This window comes from Pseudomonas sp. C2B4, from assembly GCF_013359695.1.
Classification (GTDB): domain Bacteria; phylum Pseudomonadota; class Gammaproteobacteria; order Pseudomonadales; family Pseudomonadaceae; genus Aquipseudomonas.
In genome coordinates this window covers 12,682-29,210 of the sequence record NZ_JABFMU010000005.1, presented here as the reverse complement: position 1 = coordinate 29,210, position 16,529 = coordinate 12,682, and the positions used below count along the sequence as shown (strand labels likewise).

The following is a 16,529-nucleotide window of genomic DNA, read 5'->3' as shown; positions in this document are numbered from 1 at the left end:
TCCCCATGACCTGCGCAAGCCTTGTGCGAAGCAAGGGCGTTTTTTCACAAACGCCCTTTCAACACTTCAAAGCATAGCAACGGCCTCAGGGTTTGCCGGAGTTCGACGCTTGCGTTCGTCCGCTTTCCCAACCGCCACCCAAGGCCAGGAACAGATTGATCTGCCCGGCGGCAACCTGAGTGTTGGCAGCGGCCAGTTGCGCGCGAACATCGGTGTAGGTGCGGGTGGCCTGCAAGTCGGCGAGGAACGACTCGCGACCGGCCTGGAAGAAGCGGTGAGTCTGGTCCGCCGCCAGTTTTGCCGATTGCTCGGCGTCCGCCAGGGCATCGCGGCGTTGCAGCAATGCGGCGTACTGGGCCAGGCTCGTCTGGGTTTCGCGGATCGCGTTGAGCACGACGCCGTCGAACTGCGCCAGAGCACCCTGGGTGACAGCTTCTGCTTCACGGATTCGCGCACGGGCGCCGTTGGTCGGCACGGTCCAGCTCAGCGAGGGTCCGAAGCCCCAACGGTTGGTGGACGGCTCGCCGAGGTTTTCCAGGATGCCCACGGTGCCGACCGTCGCACCAAAGCTCACGTCGGGGTACAGCTGAGCCGTGGCGATACCAATCGTCGCGGTTGCAGCCGCCAGTCGGCGCTCGGCTTGCCTTACATCGGGACGGCGCTTGAGCAACGACGCGCCGTCGCCCACCGGGACCAGTTGGGCGATTTTCGGCAATTCATCACAGGTGGCAGTGCCGGCCGGCAATTGATCCACAGGCTTGGCCAGCAGCATCGACAAACGGAACAACCCAGCCTGACGCTCGGCTTCATAGCGCGGCATCTCGGCGCGCAGGGATTTGAATTGGGTCTGCGACCGGGTGACCTGGGTTTCATCGCCACGCCCGGCGTCGCGCAGACGCTGGATCAACGTGGTGCTCTGGGCTTGCAGGTCCAGGGAGTGCTGGGCGATTTCCCGCTCTTCGTTGGCCGCGCACACTTGGGTGTAGGCGCGCACCACATCGGCCACCACTGTGATACGTGCGGTATCGGCGGCGGCTTGAGTCGCATCGGCACTGGCCTTGGCCGCTTCGATGCCGCGCTGCAACTTGCCGAACAGGTCGAATTGGTACGACGCGCTGATGGCGATGCTACCGATGTTGGCCACCGGCACTTTCTCCGGTAACAGGAACGCTTCACCGGACTCCTGCAAACGTTCGGCGCCCATCTTCACGCCGCCGCTCCAGCCGCCCGCTGCCTCGGCCTCGTCGACCTGAGCGCGGGATCGCTGCAGGTTCGCAGCCGCGATCCGCAAATCGGTATTGGATGCCATGGCCTGCTGGATCAACTGGTCAAGTCGCGGATCCCGATACAGGCGCCACCAATCGGCGGGCACCGGGTCCGAAACCACAGGCTTGCCATCGACCGCCAGTTCGCCCTGCAAGTCTTCACGATGAACGGCGGCCTCGTCTGATAGGTGATAGTCCGGTCCGACCACCTGACACGCCGACAGCAGCAAGCCCAAACCGGCGACCGCCAACCCCGAGGCCTTGTTCATTGCGCGGGCTCCCGATTCTGATCGTCAATGATCGACACTGTCGCCGTGCGCCCGGCGATCATGCGGAAGTCCGCCGGCACATCATCGAAGGCGATCCGCACCGGAATCCGCTGGGCCAGACGCACCCAGCTGAAGGCCGGATTGACGTTGGGCAACAGGTTGTTGCCACTGGTGCGATCACGGTCTTCGATACCGGCGACGATGCTTTCCACATGCCCGCGCAAGCGCGCACGGTCGCCGATCACCCGGATATCGACGCTTTGGCCGACATGGATGCCATTGAGCTTGGTTTCTTCGAAATAGCCGTCGATGTGGAAAGAATTGCTGTCGACCACCGACAACACCGGCCGCCCGGCACTGACAAACTCCTGGGTACGCGGCGCGCGGTCGTTGACATAACCGTCCACCGGGCTGCGAATCACAGAACGGTCGAGGTTCAATTGAGCACTGTCCACCGCGACCTGGGCTTCCATCAACGCCACCTGGGCGCGGGCCACACGCGATTGGCTTTCTTCCAGTTGCTCGCCCGGCACCAGGTTGCCCAAGCCCTTGTTGCGCTTGGCCTCACGCTGAGCCTGGGCCAGGGTTTCCTCGCGATCGGCCACCGCCGCTTTTGCCTGGCGCAGGGCCAGCTTGAAGCGGTCCTGGTCAATGCTGAACAGCACCTGCCCGCGTTTGACCATTTGGTTATCGCGCACTTCCACCTGCTGGATCAGACCGGACACGTCCGGCGCGATCTGCACGATGTCAGCACGAATGTGCCCGTCGCGGGTCCAGGGAGCGAACATGTAATACATCACCATGCGCCACACCACGACTACGGCGAAGCTCACGATCAACAGGGTCAGGACCACACGGCCGATGGTCAATAAAGGTTTTTTCATGTCATCAGGTATCGACTGAGTGAGTCCACGACGCCAAGCAGCAAGGCGTAGAGAGCCACGTTAAACAATGCCCGGTGCCAGACCAGACGGTAAAAGTGCAGGCGCGTCAGTACTGCGTGCACCAGCAGGTACACCCCGTACGTCAGGCCCATCAGCACCAGCAGCGTGGGCAGGAACACCCCGCTGATATCCAGATCACCGATCATAAAGGCGCTCCATCGATGCCATGGGGAAGCGGTTCTTCTTGCTCTGCGGAGCCGACAAATTCGACGCCGGGCAACAGCGCCAGGCGCAAGCCACTCAAGGCGTGCAGCAGATGCATTCGGGTTTGATCGTCACCAGCGCCGGCGAGGGCGCGGCGGGTACGGTCCATGGTCATCAGCAACGGACCAGGCGCCGGAAGGCGTTCGCCAGCCTTGAGGCAGGTCTTGAAGTACTCGCCGACCTCCGCCACCACCTGACGCAGCAATGCTTGCGGCAGGCCCGGAACCCGTGGCGTGTAGGCCAGCAGGTCGAGCATGTTCAACGCCACACGGACCTCCCGCAGGGCGATGCCGGTGTCCTGGCCGGTCATGGCCAGACGCGGCAAATGCTGCATCAGGCGATCCAGTATCTGCACGCCCAGATGCCGGTGCTCGGCCAACGTGGCCGGTTCGGTCAGGCTGACAATGTCGCGCCAGCTGAAACGGGTCAGGCGCTTGGCCGCCAGTTCGGCGCCAAATGGCCGGGCGATCAGGGTCCAGACGAACGCAAACAGCAAGCCGATGGGACCGGCGAGGTTGGAGTTAACGAAGCTGAGGAAATCGGCGTCGTAGGCGCCCTGAATGCTGATGAAGGACGAGGTGTTGACCAGGGTCAGCAGCATGCCCAGGTAAAACTGTGGCTTGACCGTCAGGGTGCCAACGACGATGAACGGCACGGCGAACGCCAGCACCAGCATCGGGAAATCGTGCAGGTTGGGCAGCACCAGAAACAGGTAAAGGCTGGCGAACAATACCGACATCGCCGTCCAGAAAAAGAACCGGTAGATCTGTGGCGCCGGGTCGTCCATCGAGGCGAAAAAGCTGCACGACACCGCCGCCAGAATCACCGCGGCGCCGCCGTCGGTCCAGCCGAGCAGAATCCACAATACCGAGGCGACAATGATCGCGGTAACGGTGGACGCCGCCGAATACAGCATCAGGCCATGGTCCAGAAACGGTGTCAGCCGACCCAGGCGCCAGTGCCGATACACCGCGCGCCAACTGTCCTGGTTTTCGCACTGGATGGCGATTTGCAGGCTACGGCAGTCCTGCCACAGATCGATCCACTCGCCGAGACGATAAATGGCGTTGGAGAACAACAGTTGCTTGCGATCCTCAAGCGCTTCGGGACCGGGTTGCAGGGCTTCGAGCTGGTCTTTCAGCGCCTGCCACCGGTCAATGTCGGCGTCTTTGTGCTGGAGCCATTCGGTGGCGGCGCCCAGCAGCGGCGCGAACTTGTCCACGAGCTCGGGCGTACGTCGCTCCAGCGCATAAAGTGCATCGTCGAGCGCATCGATGACCGGCAGCAGGTGGATCATTCGCCCACGCAATTCCTTGGTATTGCGCACGGTTTGTGGCCGCGCGCCCTCGTGGGGCAACTGGCCGATCATCAGTTCCAGGCTGTTGAACGTCGTCACCATCGACATGCGCAGTGCGCTGACTTCATCGGGCTGCACGTTGCGACCGAGAAAACGCAGGCTGTAGGTCGACGCATCGGTAAACCACTTGCTCACCGAATCGTTGAACACCGGCGCCAGCCGCCGGGGCCAGAACATCGCACCCATCACTGCGGCGACCGCGATGCCGAGAAAAATCTCTTCGGTGCGCGCCTCGGCCACGTCCCACACTGCCAACGGGTTATCCACCACCGGCAGAGCGATCAGCGGCAAGGTGTAGCCGGCCAGCATCAAGGCATAGTTGTTGGCCGTGCGCAGATGCAAGGACAGGAAAAGCAGCGTGCCGGTCCACAAGGCAATGACCAGCACCAGCACATAGGGGCTCTGGACAAACATCGGCACGAACAAAACCGCCGCGGCGGCACCGAGAAAGGTGCCGATGGCGCGGTACAGGGCTTTGGACGTGGTCGGGCCGAGAAACGGATTGGAAACGATGTACACCGTGGCCATCGCCCAGTAAGGACGCGGCATCTGCATGAGCAGGGCGATGTACAACGCGATCATCGAGGCCGCGAAAGTGCGCACGCCGTAAAACCAGTCACGGGCCGGGGGCATGCCGCTAAAAAAACCGTTCAAGGGTGGATCACCGGAAATGGACTGGCCGACTCGAAGGCCTTCAACACACGCAGCGCGGCTTCCAGATCTCGTCGGTCGATACCTTCCAGCACTTCATTGCGCAGACGCACCAGTTCGACCTCGACGGTTTGCACCAGCGTCCGTCCGCTGTCGGTAAGGCTCAGGCATTTGGCGCGACGATCCTGGGCATCTTCGGTCCGGCAGACATGGCCGGCATGACACAACTGATCCAGTAATCGCACCAGAGACGGGCTCTCCATCCCCGACGCCTGAGCCACCGCCACCTGACGCACACCATCGCCCAAGCGCCCGATCATCAACAACGGGACGGCGCAGGCTTCGGAAATTCCATAGTTGACCAGCGTGGTCTGGCAGATCTTCCGCCAATGACGGGCCGCCACCACCATGGAGCTGCTGATGTTCATCTGGAGAGCGTCGAGGTTATTCGGCACGAGGGAATGCACACACTGTTAGTTTGCTAACTATCAATATCGCATTGGAGGGGATTTTTCGTCAAGTTTTGAAACAAATTGGTGGCCATCCGTCGTTAATGCCCGACTGCCGCCAAGCCAATGTAATGAATTTGTATATACTTTTTCATTACATCTGTCCGGAGGTTAGCCCATGTCAAAACAAGCCGTTTTTACGATGAAACTCGAGTCAGATTTGCGCGAACAGTTCATGGCTGAAGCAGAAGCGGCTCATCGCCCGGCCTCGCAAATTGTTCGGGAAATGATGCGTCAATTTGTTCAAACTCAACGAGAGTCCCGTGAGTACGAAGCGTTCCTGCAACGTAAAGTGGATATCGCTCGTGTTTCCATGCGCAAAGGTGACGGTCTGACGAATGAGGAAATTGAAGCAGAGTTCGCCGCCAGGCGTGGACGGGCAGCCATACAGGAATGAAGATAATCTGGACGAAGGAAGCAGCACAGGATCGTGCAGACATCTGGGATTACCTACACGCCGTTAACCCAAAAGCAGCCATCGACATGGACAATCGCTTCAGCGATGCAGTATCCCGGCTTGCCCAATATCCTGAATATGGCCCTCCCCGGAATCATTGCCGGTACTCGCGAGCTCATTCCACATCACAGTTATCGCATTGTTTATGAACGGGTGCTGGATGCAATCTGGATCCTTGCCCTGATTCATACCTCCCGACAGTGGCCGCCAGGGAACTAAACGCCTACCCTCCCCGCCCCTTCCTCAACATCACATCCAACTGATCCACCACCGCCGCCCAATCCGCGTCATCGAGAATTTCAGTGCGCAGCAAATCCGCCTGGCTCGGGCTCCAGAAAAATGCGTCCGCCAAGTGCAGTTCCGGTTTGAGCGGTGAGTGGGTGGCGATGAATTTGTCGATGCTTTCGGCGTCGTCAGGCAGGCCGAGTTGTTTGAACAGGGAAGGGAGGCTGTGGGTTGGGTTTTCCATGTCTGGCTCCTGTTTCCGGGTGGGGTGACTGCTTCGCCGTCATTCGCGAGCAGGCTCGCTCCCACAGGAGAAACGCGATCCTCTGTGGGAGCGAGCCTGCTCGCGAAGACGGCAGCATTGCCAATACAAATCTCAATAACTCAACTCCCGCACCTCCGCATGCGGCACCATTTTCAGGAAATCGGGCGTGTTCAAGTGCAGCAGATTGATGTGGTTGCCGGCTTCCAGATAGATATCTTTTTGCCGGGTCAGCAGGGGATCGATGACTACGTCCAGTCCATAGGCCTCGCCCAGGGCAGGCACCGCGCCACGTTCGCAGTCATCGAACAGATGCGGCAGGTTGCTTTCACGGGAGACCTGCCATTCGCCGCTGCTGCGGACTTTGCTCAAGTCCAGGTGCCGGCTGGCGGGCAGCACGGCCATCAGGTAGTGCCCGTGGTGGTCGTCGAGGATCACCGATTTGGCCACCCGTTCGGCAGGAATGCCCGCGACCCGCGCCGTTTCGAGGCTACTGGCCGAATGAGGGTGGGTAACGATGTCATAGTCGCATTGAGCCTTTTCCAGGCTTCTCTGCACGGTTCTTGCCATACGCATGATGCACCTCGGTGTCCGCAATCACGCCTGGCGGACGATGGTTAACATTTTTCTACGTAGTAAAAGTCTAGGCCCGCCGGGGCGATCCGGCGGGAAATCCGCCCATCGGACAGGTCGACAACTGAGCAAAATTCATACAAGTGGTGCGTCAACTAAACTGTATACAGAACCACCACCGACTCTCCCGGAGGGTCACGTGAATACGCGTTGTTGTGCCATTGCAGGGCTGTTGGCGTTCAGCGGCTCGATATTCGCCGCAGACACTGTCGGCCTGCCGGCTCCCGATCCCATCGGCATCTGGCTGATCACCTTCGGCATCGCGTTTTTGATCGCCGAAGCCGCCCTGCCCAACTACGGCGTGATCGGCCTGGGCGGGATCGTGATGTTCGTGATCGGCGCAGTCATCCTGACCAACGCCGAATTGCCCGTTCCGCTGATGATCGGCCTGGGACTGATCAGTGCACTGCTGCTGATTTTCCTGCTGATCCGCGCCTTGAAAACCCGACCGCGCCATACCGTCAGCGGCGATGCCGGGCTGCTGGGCAGTGTGACGCCGGTGCTGTCCTTGCAGGCCGGTGATAGCTGCCAAGGCTGGGTGCATTTGCAGGGCGAACGCTGGCAAGTGTCGAGCGCCAAGCCATTGCAGATCGGACAGCGGGTGCGGGTGGTGGCACGCAAGGGATTAATGCTGGAAGTGGCCGCGACTGACGCGGTGTCGATTGGAGAATAGCCATGGGTTTGCAGCTGGGTTTTGTCGCGCTCCTGTTGTTGCTGATCGCATTGGCGGGCGCGACCTTTCGCATCCTGCGCGAGTACGAGCGCGGGGTGGTCTTCCAGCTCGGTCGTTTCTGGCAGGTCAAGGGCCCGGGCCTGATCCTGTTGATTCCGGTGATCCAGCAAATGGTTCGCGTCGATCTGCGGACCATCGTCCTCGACGTACCGGCACAGGATGTGATCACCCGCGACAACGTCTCGGTCAAGGTCAACGCGGTGCTGTATTTTCGCGTTCTCGATCCGCAGAAGGCGATCATCCAGGTCGAAGACTTTCTCATGGCCACCAGCCAACTGGCGCAAACCACGTTGCGCGCGGTACTGGGTAAACATGAACTCGATGAACTGCTGGCCGAACGCGAACGACTGAACATCGACATCCAGCAAGTGCTCGACGCCCAGACCGATGCCTGGGGCATCAAAGTGGCCAACGTCGAGATCAAGCACGTAGACCTCAACGAATCGATGATCCGCGCCATCGCCAGACAAGCCGAAGCGGAGCGTGAACGCCGGGCCAAGGTGATCCACGCCGAAGGTGAATTGCAGGCCTCGGAAAAACTCATGCAGGCCGCCGAAATGCTGGGCCGTCAGCCTGGCGCCATGCAATTGCGTTACATGCAGACGCTCAGTTCGATTGCCGGCGACAAGAGCTCGACCATCGTCTTTCCATTGCCGATCGAACTGCTCAAGGGCATGGCGGATTTGTCGGCCAAGCCTTGAATGGCAAAGGGTGACTCAACGCTGCGCTGCGAGCGGATACACCGACTCCCATCCGCCGCCCAGCGCCTTGTACAACCCGACCGCCGCCAGCGACACGCCCGTCGAACTCTCGACCCATTGCTCCTGGGTGGCCAGCAGCGCGCCTTGTACGGTGAGCACGTTGACGAAATCCACCACGCCCTCCACGTATTGCTGTTGCGCGGTTTGCAGGGCGATCCGGTTCTGGCGCACCGCTTCGGCGAGGCTGTCGCGGCGCAACTGGCTGGCGTTGTAGGCGCTCAGTTGATCATCGATTTCATGCCAGGCGCGCAGCACGGTCTGCTGGTAGGCGATGGCCGCTTCCTGTTGCTGCGCCTCACGCAAATTCAACACGCCACGCAAGCGCCCGCCATCGAACAACGGCAGGCTCAATTGCGGGCCAATGCCAAACGTGCGCGAACCCCATGAACCGAAATCGCTCAACTGCATGGCTTGCGAGCCGACATTGCCCGACAGGGTAATGCGCGGATAGAAATCACCCTTGGCCACCCCGATGCTCGCCGTGGCGGCATGCAGGCGGGTCTCGGCCTGGCGAATGTCCGGGCGGCGCTCGGCCAGTTGCGACGGCAGGCCGATGGCGACCTGGCGCGGTGTCTGCGGCACCGGTGCGTCGGTGGACAACTCGGACGCCAGCGTCTGGGGCGGTTCGCCCATCAACAGGCTCAGGGCGTTGATCAACTGCGCCTGACGCTGTTCCAGCGCGGGCAGGCGCGATTCGATGGCGGCCACTTGCGCGGCGGCTTCGGCGACGTCCAGATCCGTGGCGACGCCGTCGGCCAGGCGCAGTTGCGACAGCTTCAGGCTGTGGCGAGCCACCTCAAGGTTCTGTTCGGTGACGGCCCTGGTGTTTTGCACGCCGCGCAGTTGGATGTAGTCCTGGGCGGTTTCGGCGAGGACCGACAACAACACGCCACGACGATCGTTTTCCGCGACCTCCAGCGTGGCGTCTGCCGCTTCGGTTTCGCGGCGTACCCGGCCCCAGAAATCCAGTTCCCAGGAGGCAGAGAAACCGGCATCCCACAGGTTGAACGCGGAGTTTCCGTTGTGCCCCGAGGGGTCCATCAGGCCTTCGCCGCTGTTGCGCTTACGGGCATAGCTGCCAGTGGCGGCGGTCGTCGGATAGCGATCGGCGGTGACCACCTGGCGCACGGCGCGGCTTTGCTCCAGGCGACTGCTTGCCAGTTTCAGGTCGAGGTTGTCGGTCAAGGCGCGCTGGCTCAGGGCCGAGAGTTTCGGGTCGTTGAACACCTCCCACCAGCGTTCGTTCATCGTCTCGGTGATGGCCTGGCTAGCTGCTGCTTTTGAGGGTTTCGACCATTCGGTGACTTGCTGCGTTTCGGGCTTCTGGAAGTCTGGGCCGACAGTGCAGGCTGAGAGGCTCATGATGAGCAAGGCACACAGGGTGAGTCGAGGCTGATGGCCTCTTCGCGAGCTGGCTCGCTCCCACAGAGGATCACCTTTTGAAAAGAGATTGTGGTCAACGCACCGCCCAATTGTGGGAGCGAGCCTGCTCGCGAAGGCGTCAGACCTGTCACCAAAGAATCTCATCGCTGCGCAACCTCATGTTCGACGCCAGCACTTGAGGTATCAATCCTCGCCTCCACCGACATCCCCACCCGCAACCGCTCGGCCAACGGCTGCCCCGGCGCCAGCACAATCTTCACCGGAATGCGCTGCACCACCTTGGTGAAGTTACCGGTCGCGTTGTCCGGCTTGACCGAGGCGAAGGTCACCCCGGTGGCCGGCGCGATGCTTTCGACGCGCCCCTTCAGCGCTTCGCCGCCAAAAGTGTCGACGCTGACCTGAACCGCCTGCCCCGGTTGCACATGAGTCAATTGGGTTTCCTGAAAATTGGCCACCACATAAGCCTGCGCCAACGGCACCACCGCCAGCAGCTTGCTGCCCGGCGAGACATAGGCGCCCACCCGCACGGCACGCTCGCCAACCATGCCATCCTGCGGCGCGACGATGCGTGTATAGGACAGTTCGTAGCTGGCAATTTCCAGCTTCGCCTGGGCCCGTTTCAAGCCACCTTCAGCGCCATCACGCTGCGCGGTGAGGATGTCCACCTGCTTGCGTTCCGCCGCCAGCACCGCCGTCGCGTTGGTCAACCGGGCGCTGGCCTGATCGATGCGCGTGCGCGCCTGTTGCGCGTTCTGCACCGTACCGGCACCGACCCCGGCGAGATGGTTGTAGCGATTGAGTTCATGTTCGGCAAAGGCCATCTCGGCCTTGGCAGACACCACAGAGGCCTGCGCCTGGGCGATGACCGACGCCTGGCGCTCAAGGGTCGCCTTGGCATTTTGCAATTGAGCCTGGGCCACCAGCGATTCGGCGGCGGCCGCTTCGGCGGCGGCACGCAGATCACGGTCGTCGATCAGCGCCAACATTTGCCCGGCCTTGACCTGCTGGTTGTCTTCCACCAGCACTTGCTTGATGAACCCGGCCACTCGCGGCACCACCACGGTGTAGTCTGCCGAGACATAGGCGTCGTTAGTGCTCTGTTGCGTGCGCTGGCCGAACACGCCCGGCGCCAGCAGGGAAATCAGCACGCCCACCGCGATCACGACGGCAGCGCCCACGGCCACTTTTTGCTTGGATTGAGTCGTCATAAAAACCTCGGTTTCAGTGGAGCATTCAGGTCGGCGCGCGCGGCGGATAGATCCGCGTCGGCAGCCAGAAAATCAGCAGGATCAGCGCCACGGCAACGCCAGCCATGCACAAGTAAAGGTCCGCCGCGGTCAGCACCACCGCCTGCTCATGCAGCCGATGGGCAAGGCCGGCACTGTCGGAATCGGCCAAGGGCGAATTGCCGAGGCGATCCACCAGCATCGTCGAGTGAAAGTGCAGCCGCGCCGTGGTCAACGTCTCCAGCACGCCGGTGGCGATCACCGCCGCCAGGCCTTTCACGGTGTTGAACCAGGATGAGGCGAATGGCCCATCCATCGGGCTGATGCTTCCGGTCGAGAGCATCAGCAGCGGCAACACCGCCATGGGCTGACCGAAGATTTGCAACAGTTGCAACACATAGAAATCATCGCGAATCCATGCCGACGTCAGCTGCGATCCCCCGAGACAGGACAGGGTCAGCATGCTCAGGCCGATGCCCAGCACCCAGCGGCAATCGACCCACCGCAGGTTGCACAGCGCCGCTACCAACGGCAGCGCGATCAGCTGTGGCAGCGCTGCCAACAACGTGATCGGCGCGGTCTGCACCGGCCGATATCCCTGCACCTGCGCCAGGTAGCTGGACGGAATAATGATCACCGCCAGCAACACCACCAGCACCCCGGCCAGGGTCAGCAAGGCGAACGACAGGTTGCGGATACCGAGCATCTGCATCTTGAAAAACGGGATCGGTTGCGACCACTCGTTGATCAGAAACAGCACCAGCAATAACGTGCCGACCACCAGCAAGACGCTGATCAGGCTCGACTCGAACCAGTCCAGCCGATTGCCCTGCAAAATGCCGATCACCAGCATGCAGATCGCCGGAAAACCCAGCAGCAAACCGCGCCAGTTGAACTGCTTGAAACGCTCCAGCCGCAGTGGGTCCTGGGGAATGCCGTAGGCCACCGCCAGCGTGGCGATCAGGCACGGTGCGACGACTTGCCAGAACGTCCATTGCCAGCCGACATACTCGGTCCACAACCCGGCCAGCGGCGTGCCCAGTCCCGGGCCGAAGGTGGCGGTCAGGGCATAACCGGCCAGGCCGAAGACCTTTACGTTGGCCGGCAAAAAACGCAGGGCGACGGTCATCAGCATGGGGGGCAGCGCGCCACCGGCCAGGCCTTGCAACGTGCGCAACACCAGCAGACTTTCGTAATTCGGCGCCAGCGGGCACAACACGCCCAGCAGGGTGAACGCACTGATCGCACACAGCGTGAAGCGCCGTAACGAGAACGTCACCGCACACCAGGGCGCGAAGGCCGCCGCCGCCACCGAAGTCGCGGCATAGCTGGCGACCAGCCAGGTGCCTTCGTCGTAGCCGATGGCTAACGCACCGCGAATGTCAGCCAGGGCAACCTTGGTCACCATCTCGTTCAGGCCTGAGACCAACACCGCCAGCAGCACACCCACCAGGCCAATGATGATCCGCAGACCAAACACGGTTGGCGCGGCGGCCGGCGTGGGCGCAGCCAGAGGCACCGAGGCCGTCAGGGAGGTCATCGGTTCACAACTCCGAAATGATTGAGGTGGCAGTCTACGAAGGCGAATCGCTGACGAAAACTGACTTATTGGCAATTTATAAGTGCGCTGGACGCAGCAATTGGACGACAAAAATGAGCGAGGACAGAAACATGTCTCGCGAAAAAACGACGGAAAAAAACTAACACTGCCGCGTCAGGCGGACCACCATCCATAGGTGTTAGAACAGCGCTGTGCAGGAGGCGTTTTTGTGGCGAGGGAGCTTGCTCCCGTTGGGCTGCGCAGCAGTCCTTCTTTCGGAGCCGCTTCGCGCCCCGACGGGAGCAAGCTCCCTCGCCACAAACTGCTTCTCAAGTGATCAGGGCTGGGCTGCCAACCACGTCTCGTCGCAACAGCTTTTCAGCGTCTCACGCAGCCAGCGATGGGCCGGGTCATTGTCGAATCGTGGATGCCAGGCCTGGGTCAGCATGATGGTCGGCAAGGGCACCGGCAGGGTGAACGAGCGCAGCTTCAAACCCAGGCGACGCACGCTCAACAGCGTTTCCCTGGGTACCGGCAGAATCAGGTCGGAATCGGGCAAGGCGAACATCGCCGCATGGAAACTCGGTGCAATCACCGCCACCCGCCGCTCCAGTCCCAGCGCGTTGAGCGCCGTGTCGATCGGGCCACGCGCGATCCCGCGCCGGGACATGCTGATGTGGGAAAAACTGGCGAAACGTTCGGCGGTGATCTCTTCATCGAGCAACGGATGATCTTCGCGCACCAGGCCGACGAACTGGGTGGAGAACAGGTTCTGCACTTTCACTTCCGGCATCAGTGGCCGGTTGTTGCTGACACTCAGGTCGATCCGCCCCTCGCGCAAGGCCTCGTCATCGCCATCGCCCTCCGGGACAAACCGCAACTCGCAATGGGGCGCCTGGCGCTCCATGGTGTCGAACAGCTTGCCGCCGTAGATGCCGATGAAGAAATCATTGGCGCGAATGCTGAAGCGTCGGCGAAGACTGGCCAGATCCACGACACGCGCCGAGTGGAACAGCTGCGCGGCTTGCTCCACCAGATCCCGCACCTGTTCGCGCAGTTCCAGCGCCTTGGGTGTCGGCACCAGCCCCCGGCCGGCGCGCACCAGGATCGGATCGCCAATGGCCTCGCGTATGCGCGTCAGCGTGCGGCTCATGGCCGCCGGGCTGAGGTTCATCCGCCGCGCAGCACCCACCACACTGCCCTCGTCGAGCAGGGCGTCGAGGGCGATGAGCAGGTTCATGTCGGGGAGTTGCATCGCGAGCACTCGTTCAGGATCTGGATTGATTCAGACGCAATGCTAGCAAACATACTTTGAATGATGTGTTGGCTGTTCCGGCCCCTTCGCGGGTAAGCCCGCTCCCACAGTGTTCATCAGTGGATGCAAGTTTTGTGTTCAGCAAAGAAACCTGTGGGAGCGGGCTTGCCCGCGAAGGCGTCCGCACAGTCACCATCGCCATTCGCACAAACCCACCACCACTCGCCCCCAAAGCACTATCAGTTCTGCTAGTTCTCAACCTTTGCCGTGAAGCGTAAAACTTAGCCAGACATCACCTCGATCCTCCCGCAGAGGTTTTCGGCATGACTCAACCCTGGAAACAGAACCCGACCGGGCAGCACACGGTGCTGCTGGCGACAGATCTCAAAAAGTCGGTACACGCCGAAATCGAAGCGGGCAAGATCAATCGCATGGCGTACTTGCCCTACGGACAGCAATCGGCGCAGCTTGAGGTCATGACGAGGGTAGGGTTTAACGGTGAACTGCGAGAGGCGGGACTCGATTGGTATTTACTGGGCAACGGCTACCGTGCTTACAACCCTTGGTTGATGCGCTTTCACAGTCCGGACAGTTTGAGTCCGTTCGGTAAGGGTGGGAGGAATACGTATATGTATTGCTGCGGGGAGCCGGTGATGAATTCGGACCCATCGGGGCACGTTTTTGGATTTTTTTCGTGGGGGCTCGGCAAACTCGCAGGCGGGCTCCGAACAGTCGTCAGTAAGACAACCACTTTTGCTACCAGCGCTGTCAGCAACACTGCAAGCACGATCAGCCGCAGTGCCTCTCAGGTCGCTGAAGTTTTAGGTAGCTCAAAAAAAGCACTGAGCAATGCCCTTCTCGGCGCTGAACCTTTTCCTGGACCTCCACCTCCTCGATTTGTACAAACACCACCCAAACATTACGTCGTTACCCAGCGAAATCCATACCAAGGACCCAATTCAGTCAGGTATCAGCGGACTCCGTTTGTTTCCAAAACTGGAAATGGTCCCCGGATTACTGGCACGACGGGTCCAACAAAGCGTGTCACAGAGCTTCGAAAGGGAAGTTAATTACCGTCCAAAAAACAGCGCGGTGAGGCCAGCCTCACCGCTGCATCCCCCACCGCTTCACCGTCACCCGTTCCAACGAATCAAACACCAGATTCTCCACCAGCAACCCGATCAGAATCACCACCGCCAACCCGGCAAATACCTTGTCGGTATACAGCTCATTGCGATTCTGAAAGATGTACCACCCCAACCCACCCTTGCCACTGGTCGCACCAAACACCAATTCAGCGGCAATCAACGTGCGCCAGGCAAACGCCCAACCAATTTTCAGCCCCGCCAGAATCGACGGCAATGCCGCAGGGATGAGGATGAACAGCACGAAGCGCATGCCCTTGAGGCCATAGTTGCGCCCGGCCATGCGCAGGGTTTCGGAGACGCCGAGGAAACCGGCGTAGGTGTTCAGCGCCAGCGCCCAGAGCACCGAATGCACCAGCACGAAAATCAGGCTGTTCTGCCCCAGACCGAACCACAGCAGCGCCAGCGGCAGCAGTGCGATGGCCGGCAACGGGTTGAACATCGAGGTCAGGGTGCTGAGCAGGTCGCGGCCGAATTGAGTCGACACCGCCAATGTGGTCAGGCCGAATGCCAGGACAATGCCGATCAGGTAACCCTTGAGCAGCACCACCAGGGAAATCCACACCTTGCCCAGCAATTCGCCGCTGAGCAGACCGTCGTACAGCGCATGGGCGGTTTGCAGGAAGCTCGGCAGCAACAGGTCGTTGTTTTGAATGCGGGCAATCACTTCCCACAGCACTGCGAGCAATATCAGGATCAGGCTTTTGCGAATCCAACCCTGTTGCCACAGGCGCTGGCCGAGGGGCAATTCACGCTCCAGCGGTACGCTGGTCAGTGGCTGCAAAACGGTTTCGAATTCTTCACGCGGGGATGATAGATGGCTCATCGGGCCCTCCTCGAAAACTGGCTCAATAAGCGATGCGGATGTCGGTGAAATCCAGTTCGCGCTCGGTTTCCGGCGACTGGCCTTCATCGAACAGCAACCGGTGAATGCGTCGCGCCGACGCCTGAAACGCCACGCCGCCGAGGCTGTGCAAATCGTATTGATGGCTGTGGACTTCCGCCCGCACCCGCCCCGGATGCGGCGACAGCAACAGGATGCGATTGCCCACCACCAGCGCCTCTTCGATTGAGTGCGTGACGAACAGCAGCGTGAAGCGCACCTCTTCCCAGAGCAGCAGCAATTCCTCCTGCATCTTGCGCCGGGTCAGCGCATCAAGGGCGGCGAAGGGCTCGTCCATGAGCAGGATCTTTGGCTGCATCGCCAACGCCCGCGCAATGGCAACACGCGCCTTCATACCGCCGGACAAGGTATGCGGATAGGCATCGGCAAACGCCGCCAGCCCGACTTTTTCCAGGTAGTGCAGCGCCCGCTCTTCGGCCTCTTTACGCTTGAGGGTCTTCGAGGCCAGCAACGGGAACATCACGTTCTGTTTGACGGTCTTCCATGGCGGCAGTTGATCGAACTCCTGGAACACCACGATCCGGTCCGGCCCCGGCGCATCCACGCGCTGACCTTGCAGACGGATCTCGCCCTCGACGGGCTGAATGAATCCTGCGGCAGCCTTGAGCAGGGTCGACTTGCCGCAACCGGAGGGACCGAGCAGGACAAAACGGTCCGCCGGGTCGATCTCGAAACTCACTTGATGGGTCGCCCGCACCACCCGTTGCGGCGTGCGGTACTCCAGGCTGACGTTATCGACCGACAGCAGCGCTTGGGCTGCCGTGGCCGGTTTGCTGACCGTGTGGCCTTGCAAAGGGGCGTTCATG

Annotated in this window: 17 protein-coding genes and 1 pseudogene; 5 read left to right on the top strand and 13 right to left on the bottom strand. The window is 61.1% G+C overall.

The window, feature by feature from the left end; genetic code table 11:
* Nucleotides 1-85: 85 nt before the first annotated feature.
* From HNQ83_RS05655 to HNQ83_RS05635, 5 genes are read right to left on the bottom strand one after another with little or no spacing between them, the layout of a single operon-like run.
* A complete protein-coding gene (locus HNQ83_RS05655; protein ID WP_175388041.1) occupies nucleotides 86-1,534 on the bottom strand; it encodes an efflux transporter outer membrane subunit in 1,449 nt (482 codons plus the stop codon).
* On the bottom strand, nucleotides 1,531-2,418 hold the full coding sequence (locus HNQ83_RS05650) for an HlyD family secretion protein (protein WP_175388040.1): 888 nt from the start codon (nucleotides 2,416-2,418) through the stop codon (nucleotides 1,531-1,533). Before HNQ83_RS05650 ends, HNQ83_RS05655 begins: the two co-directional genes overlap by 4 nt.
* Nucleotides 2,415-2,624, bottom strand: a complete 210-nt coding sequence (locus HNQ83_RS05645) for a DUF1656 domain-containing protein (RefSeq protein WP_175388039.1) — start codon at nucleotides 2,622-2,624, stop codon at nucleotides 2,415-2,417. Before HNQ83_RS05645 ends, HNQ83_RS05650 begins: the two co-directional genes overlap by 4 nt.
* Entirely contained in the window at nucleotides 2,621-4,693 is a 2,073-nt protein-coding gene (locus tag HNQ83_RS05640) for an FUSC family protein (protein WP_175388038.1), read from the bottom strand. Before HNQ83_RS05640 ends, HNQ83_RS05645 begins: the two co-directional genes overlap by 4 nt.
* Complete coding sequence (locus HNQ83_RS05635) at nucleotides 4,690-5,118, bottom strand: MarR family winged helix-turn-helix transcriptional regulator (RefSeq protein ID WP_175388037.1); 429 nt, start codon at nucleotides 5,116-5,118, stop codon at nucleotides 4,690-4,692. Before HNQ83_RS05635 ends, HNQ83_RS05640 begins: the two co-directional genes overlap by 4 nt.
* A 199-nt stretch (nucleotides 5,119-5,317) precedes the next feature.
* On the opposite strand from HNQ83_RS05635, the gene HNQ83_RS05630 reads away from it, so the two are divergent.
* Nucleotides 5,318-5,596 carry an antitoxin of toxin-antitoxin stability system gene (locus tag HNQ83_RS05630; RefSeq protein WP_175388036.1) on the top strand — a complete coding sequence of 93 codons (279 nt, stop codon included), beginning with the start codon at nucleotides 5,318-5,320 and terminating at the stop codon, nucleotides 5,594-5,596.
* A pseudogene (locus tag HNQ83_RS05625) lies at nucleotides 5,593-5,875 on the top strand (type II toxin-antitoxin system RelE/ParE family toxin). The gene HNQ83_RS05630 and the pseudogene HNQ83_RS05625 overlap by 4 nt, the downstream one beginning before the upstream one ends.
* 4 nt (nucleotides 5,876-5,879) lie before the next feature.
* Here HNQ83_RS05625 and HNQ83_RS05620 read toward each other — a convergent pair.
* Complete coding sequence (locus tag HNQ83_RS05620; protein ID WP_175388035.1) at nucleotides 5,880-6,125, bottom strand: DUF2789 domain-containing protein; 246 nt, start codon at nucleotides 6,123-6,125, stop codon at nucleotides 5,880-5,882.
* Between the two features lie 132 nt (nucleotides 6,126-6,257).
* Complete coding sequence (locus HNQ83_RS05615) at nucleotides 6,258-6,719, bottom strand: aminoacyl-tRNA deacylase (RefSeq protein WP_175388034.1); 462 nt, start codon at nucleotides 6,717-6,719, stop codon at nucleotides 6,258-6,260.
* A 196-nt stretch (nucleotides 6,720-6,915) separates the two neighbouring features.
* Here HNQ83_RS05615 and HNQ83_RS05610 point away from each other — a divergent pair, with 196 nt between their 5' ends.
* Complete coding sequence (locus HNQ83_RS05610) at nucleotides 6,916-7,449, top strand: NfeD family protein (RefSeq protein ID WP_175388033.1); 534 nt, start codon at nucleotides 6,916-6,918, stop codon at nucleotides 7,447-7,449.
* A 2-nt stretch (nucleotides 7,450-7,451) separates the two neighbouring features.
* Nucleotides 7,452-8,210, top strand: coding sequence for a slipin family protein (locus tag HNQ83_RS05605; RefSeq protein ID WP_095192449.1), 759 nt, complete (start codon nucleotides 7,452-7,454; stop codon nucleotides 8,208-8,210).
* Nucleotides 8,211-8,225: 15 nt separating this feature from the next.
* Here the strand turns inward: HNQ83_RS05605 and HNQ83_RS05600 are convergent, their stop codons facing one another.
* From HNQ83_RS05600 to HNQ83_RS05585, 4 genes are all read right to left on the bottom strand, one after another.
* Nucleotides 8,226-9,797 (bottom strand): efflux transporter outer membrane subunit, encoded by a 1,572-nt coding sequence (locus tag HNQ83_RS05600; RefSeq protein ID WP_175388032.1) that lies wholly within the window; start codon nucleotides 9,795-9,797, stop codon nucleotides 8,226-8,228.
* On the bottom strand, nucleotides 9,794-10,861 hold the full coding sequence (locus tag HNQ83_RS05595) for an HlyD family secretion protein (protein ID WP_175388031.1): 1,068 nt from the start codon (nucleotides 10,859-10,861) through the stop codon (nucleotides 9,794-9,796). The genes HNQ83_RS05600 and HNQ83_RS05595 overlap by 4 nt, the downstream gene beginning before the upstream one ends.
* Before the next feature lie 25 nt (nucleotides 10,862-10,886).
* Nucleotides 10,887-12,419, bottom strand: coding sequence for an MFS transporter (locus HNQ83_RS05590; RefSeq protein ID WP_175388030.1), 1,533 nt, complete (start codon nucleotides 12,417-12,419; stop codon nucleotides 10,887-10,889).
* A 337-nt stretch (nucleotides 12,420-12,756) separates the two neighbouring features.
* Nucleotides 12,757-13,674, bottom strand: a complete 918-nt coding sequence (locus HNQ83_RS05585; protein ID WP_175388029.1) for a LysR family transcriptional regulator — start codon at nucleotides 13,672-13,674, stop codon at nucleotides 12,757-12,759.
* A gap of 323 nt (nucleotides 13,675-13,997) precedes the next feature.
* Here HNQ83_RS05585 and HNQ83_RS05580 point away from each other — a divergent pair, with 323 nt between their 5' ends.
* Nucleotides 13,998-14,744, top strand: coding sequence for an RHS repeat-associated core domain-containing protein (locus tag HNQ83_RS05580; protein WP_175388028.1), 747 nt, complete (start codon nucleotides 13,998-14,000; stop codon nucleotides 14,742-14,744).
* A 34-nt stretch (nucleotides 14,745-14,778) separates the two neighbouring features.
* Here the strand turns inward: HNQ83_RS05580 and HNQ83_RS05575 are convergent, their stop codons facing one another.
* Both HNQ83_RS05575 and HNQ83_RS05570 read right to left on the bottom strand, forming a co-directional pair.
* The gene (locus tag HNQ83_RS05575; protein WP_175388027.1) at nucleotides 14,779-15,645 is read right to left on the bottom strand and encodes an ABC transporter permease; all 867 of its coding nucleotides are present in this window, start codon (nucleotides 15,643-15,645) and stop codon (nucleotides 14,779-14,781) included.
* A 22-nt stretch (nucleotides 15,646-15,667) separates the two neighbouring features.
* Nucleotides 15,668-16,528 carry an ABC transporter ATP-binding protein gene (locus HNQ83_RS05570; RefSeq protein WP_175388026.1) on the bottom strand — a complete coding sequence of 287 codons (861 nt, stop codon included), beginning with the start codon at nucleotides 16,526-16,528 and terminating at the stop codon, nucleotides 15,668-15,670.
* Between the last annotated feature and the right edge of the window lies 1 nt (nucleotide 16,529).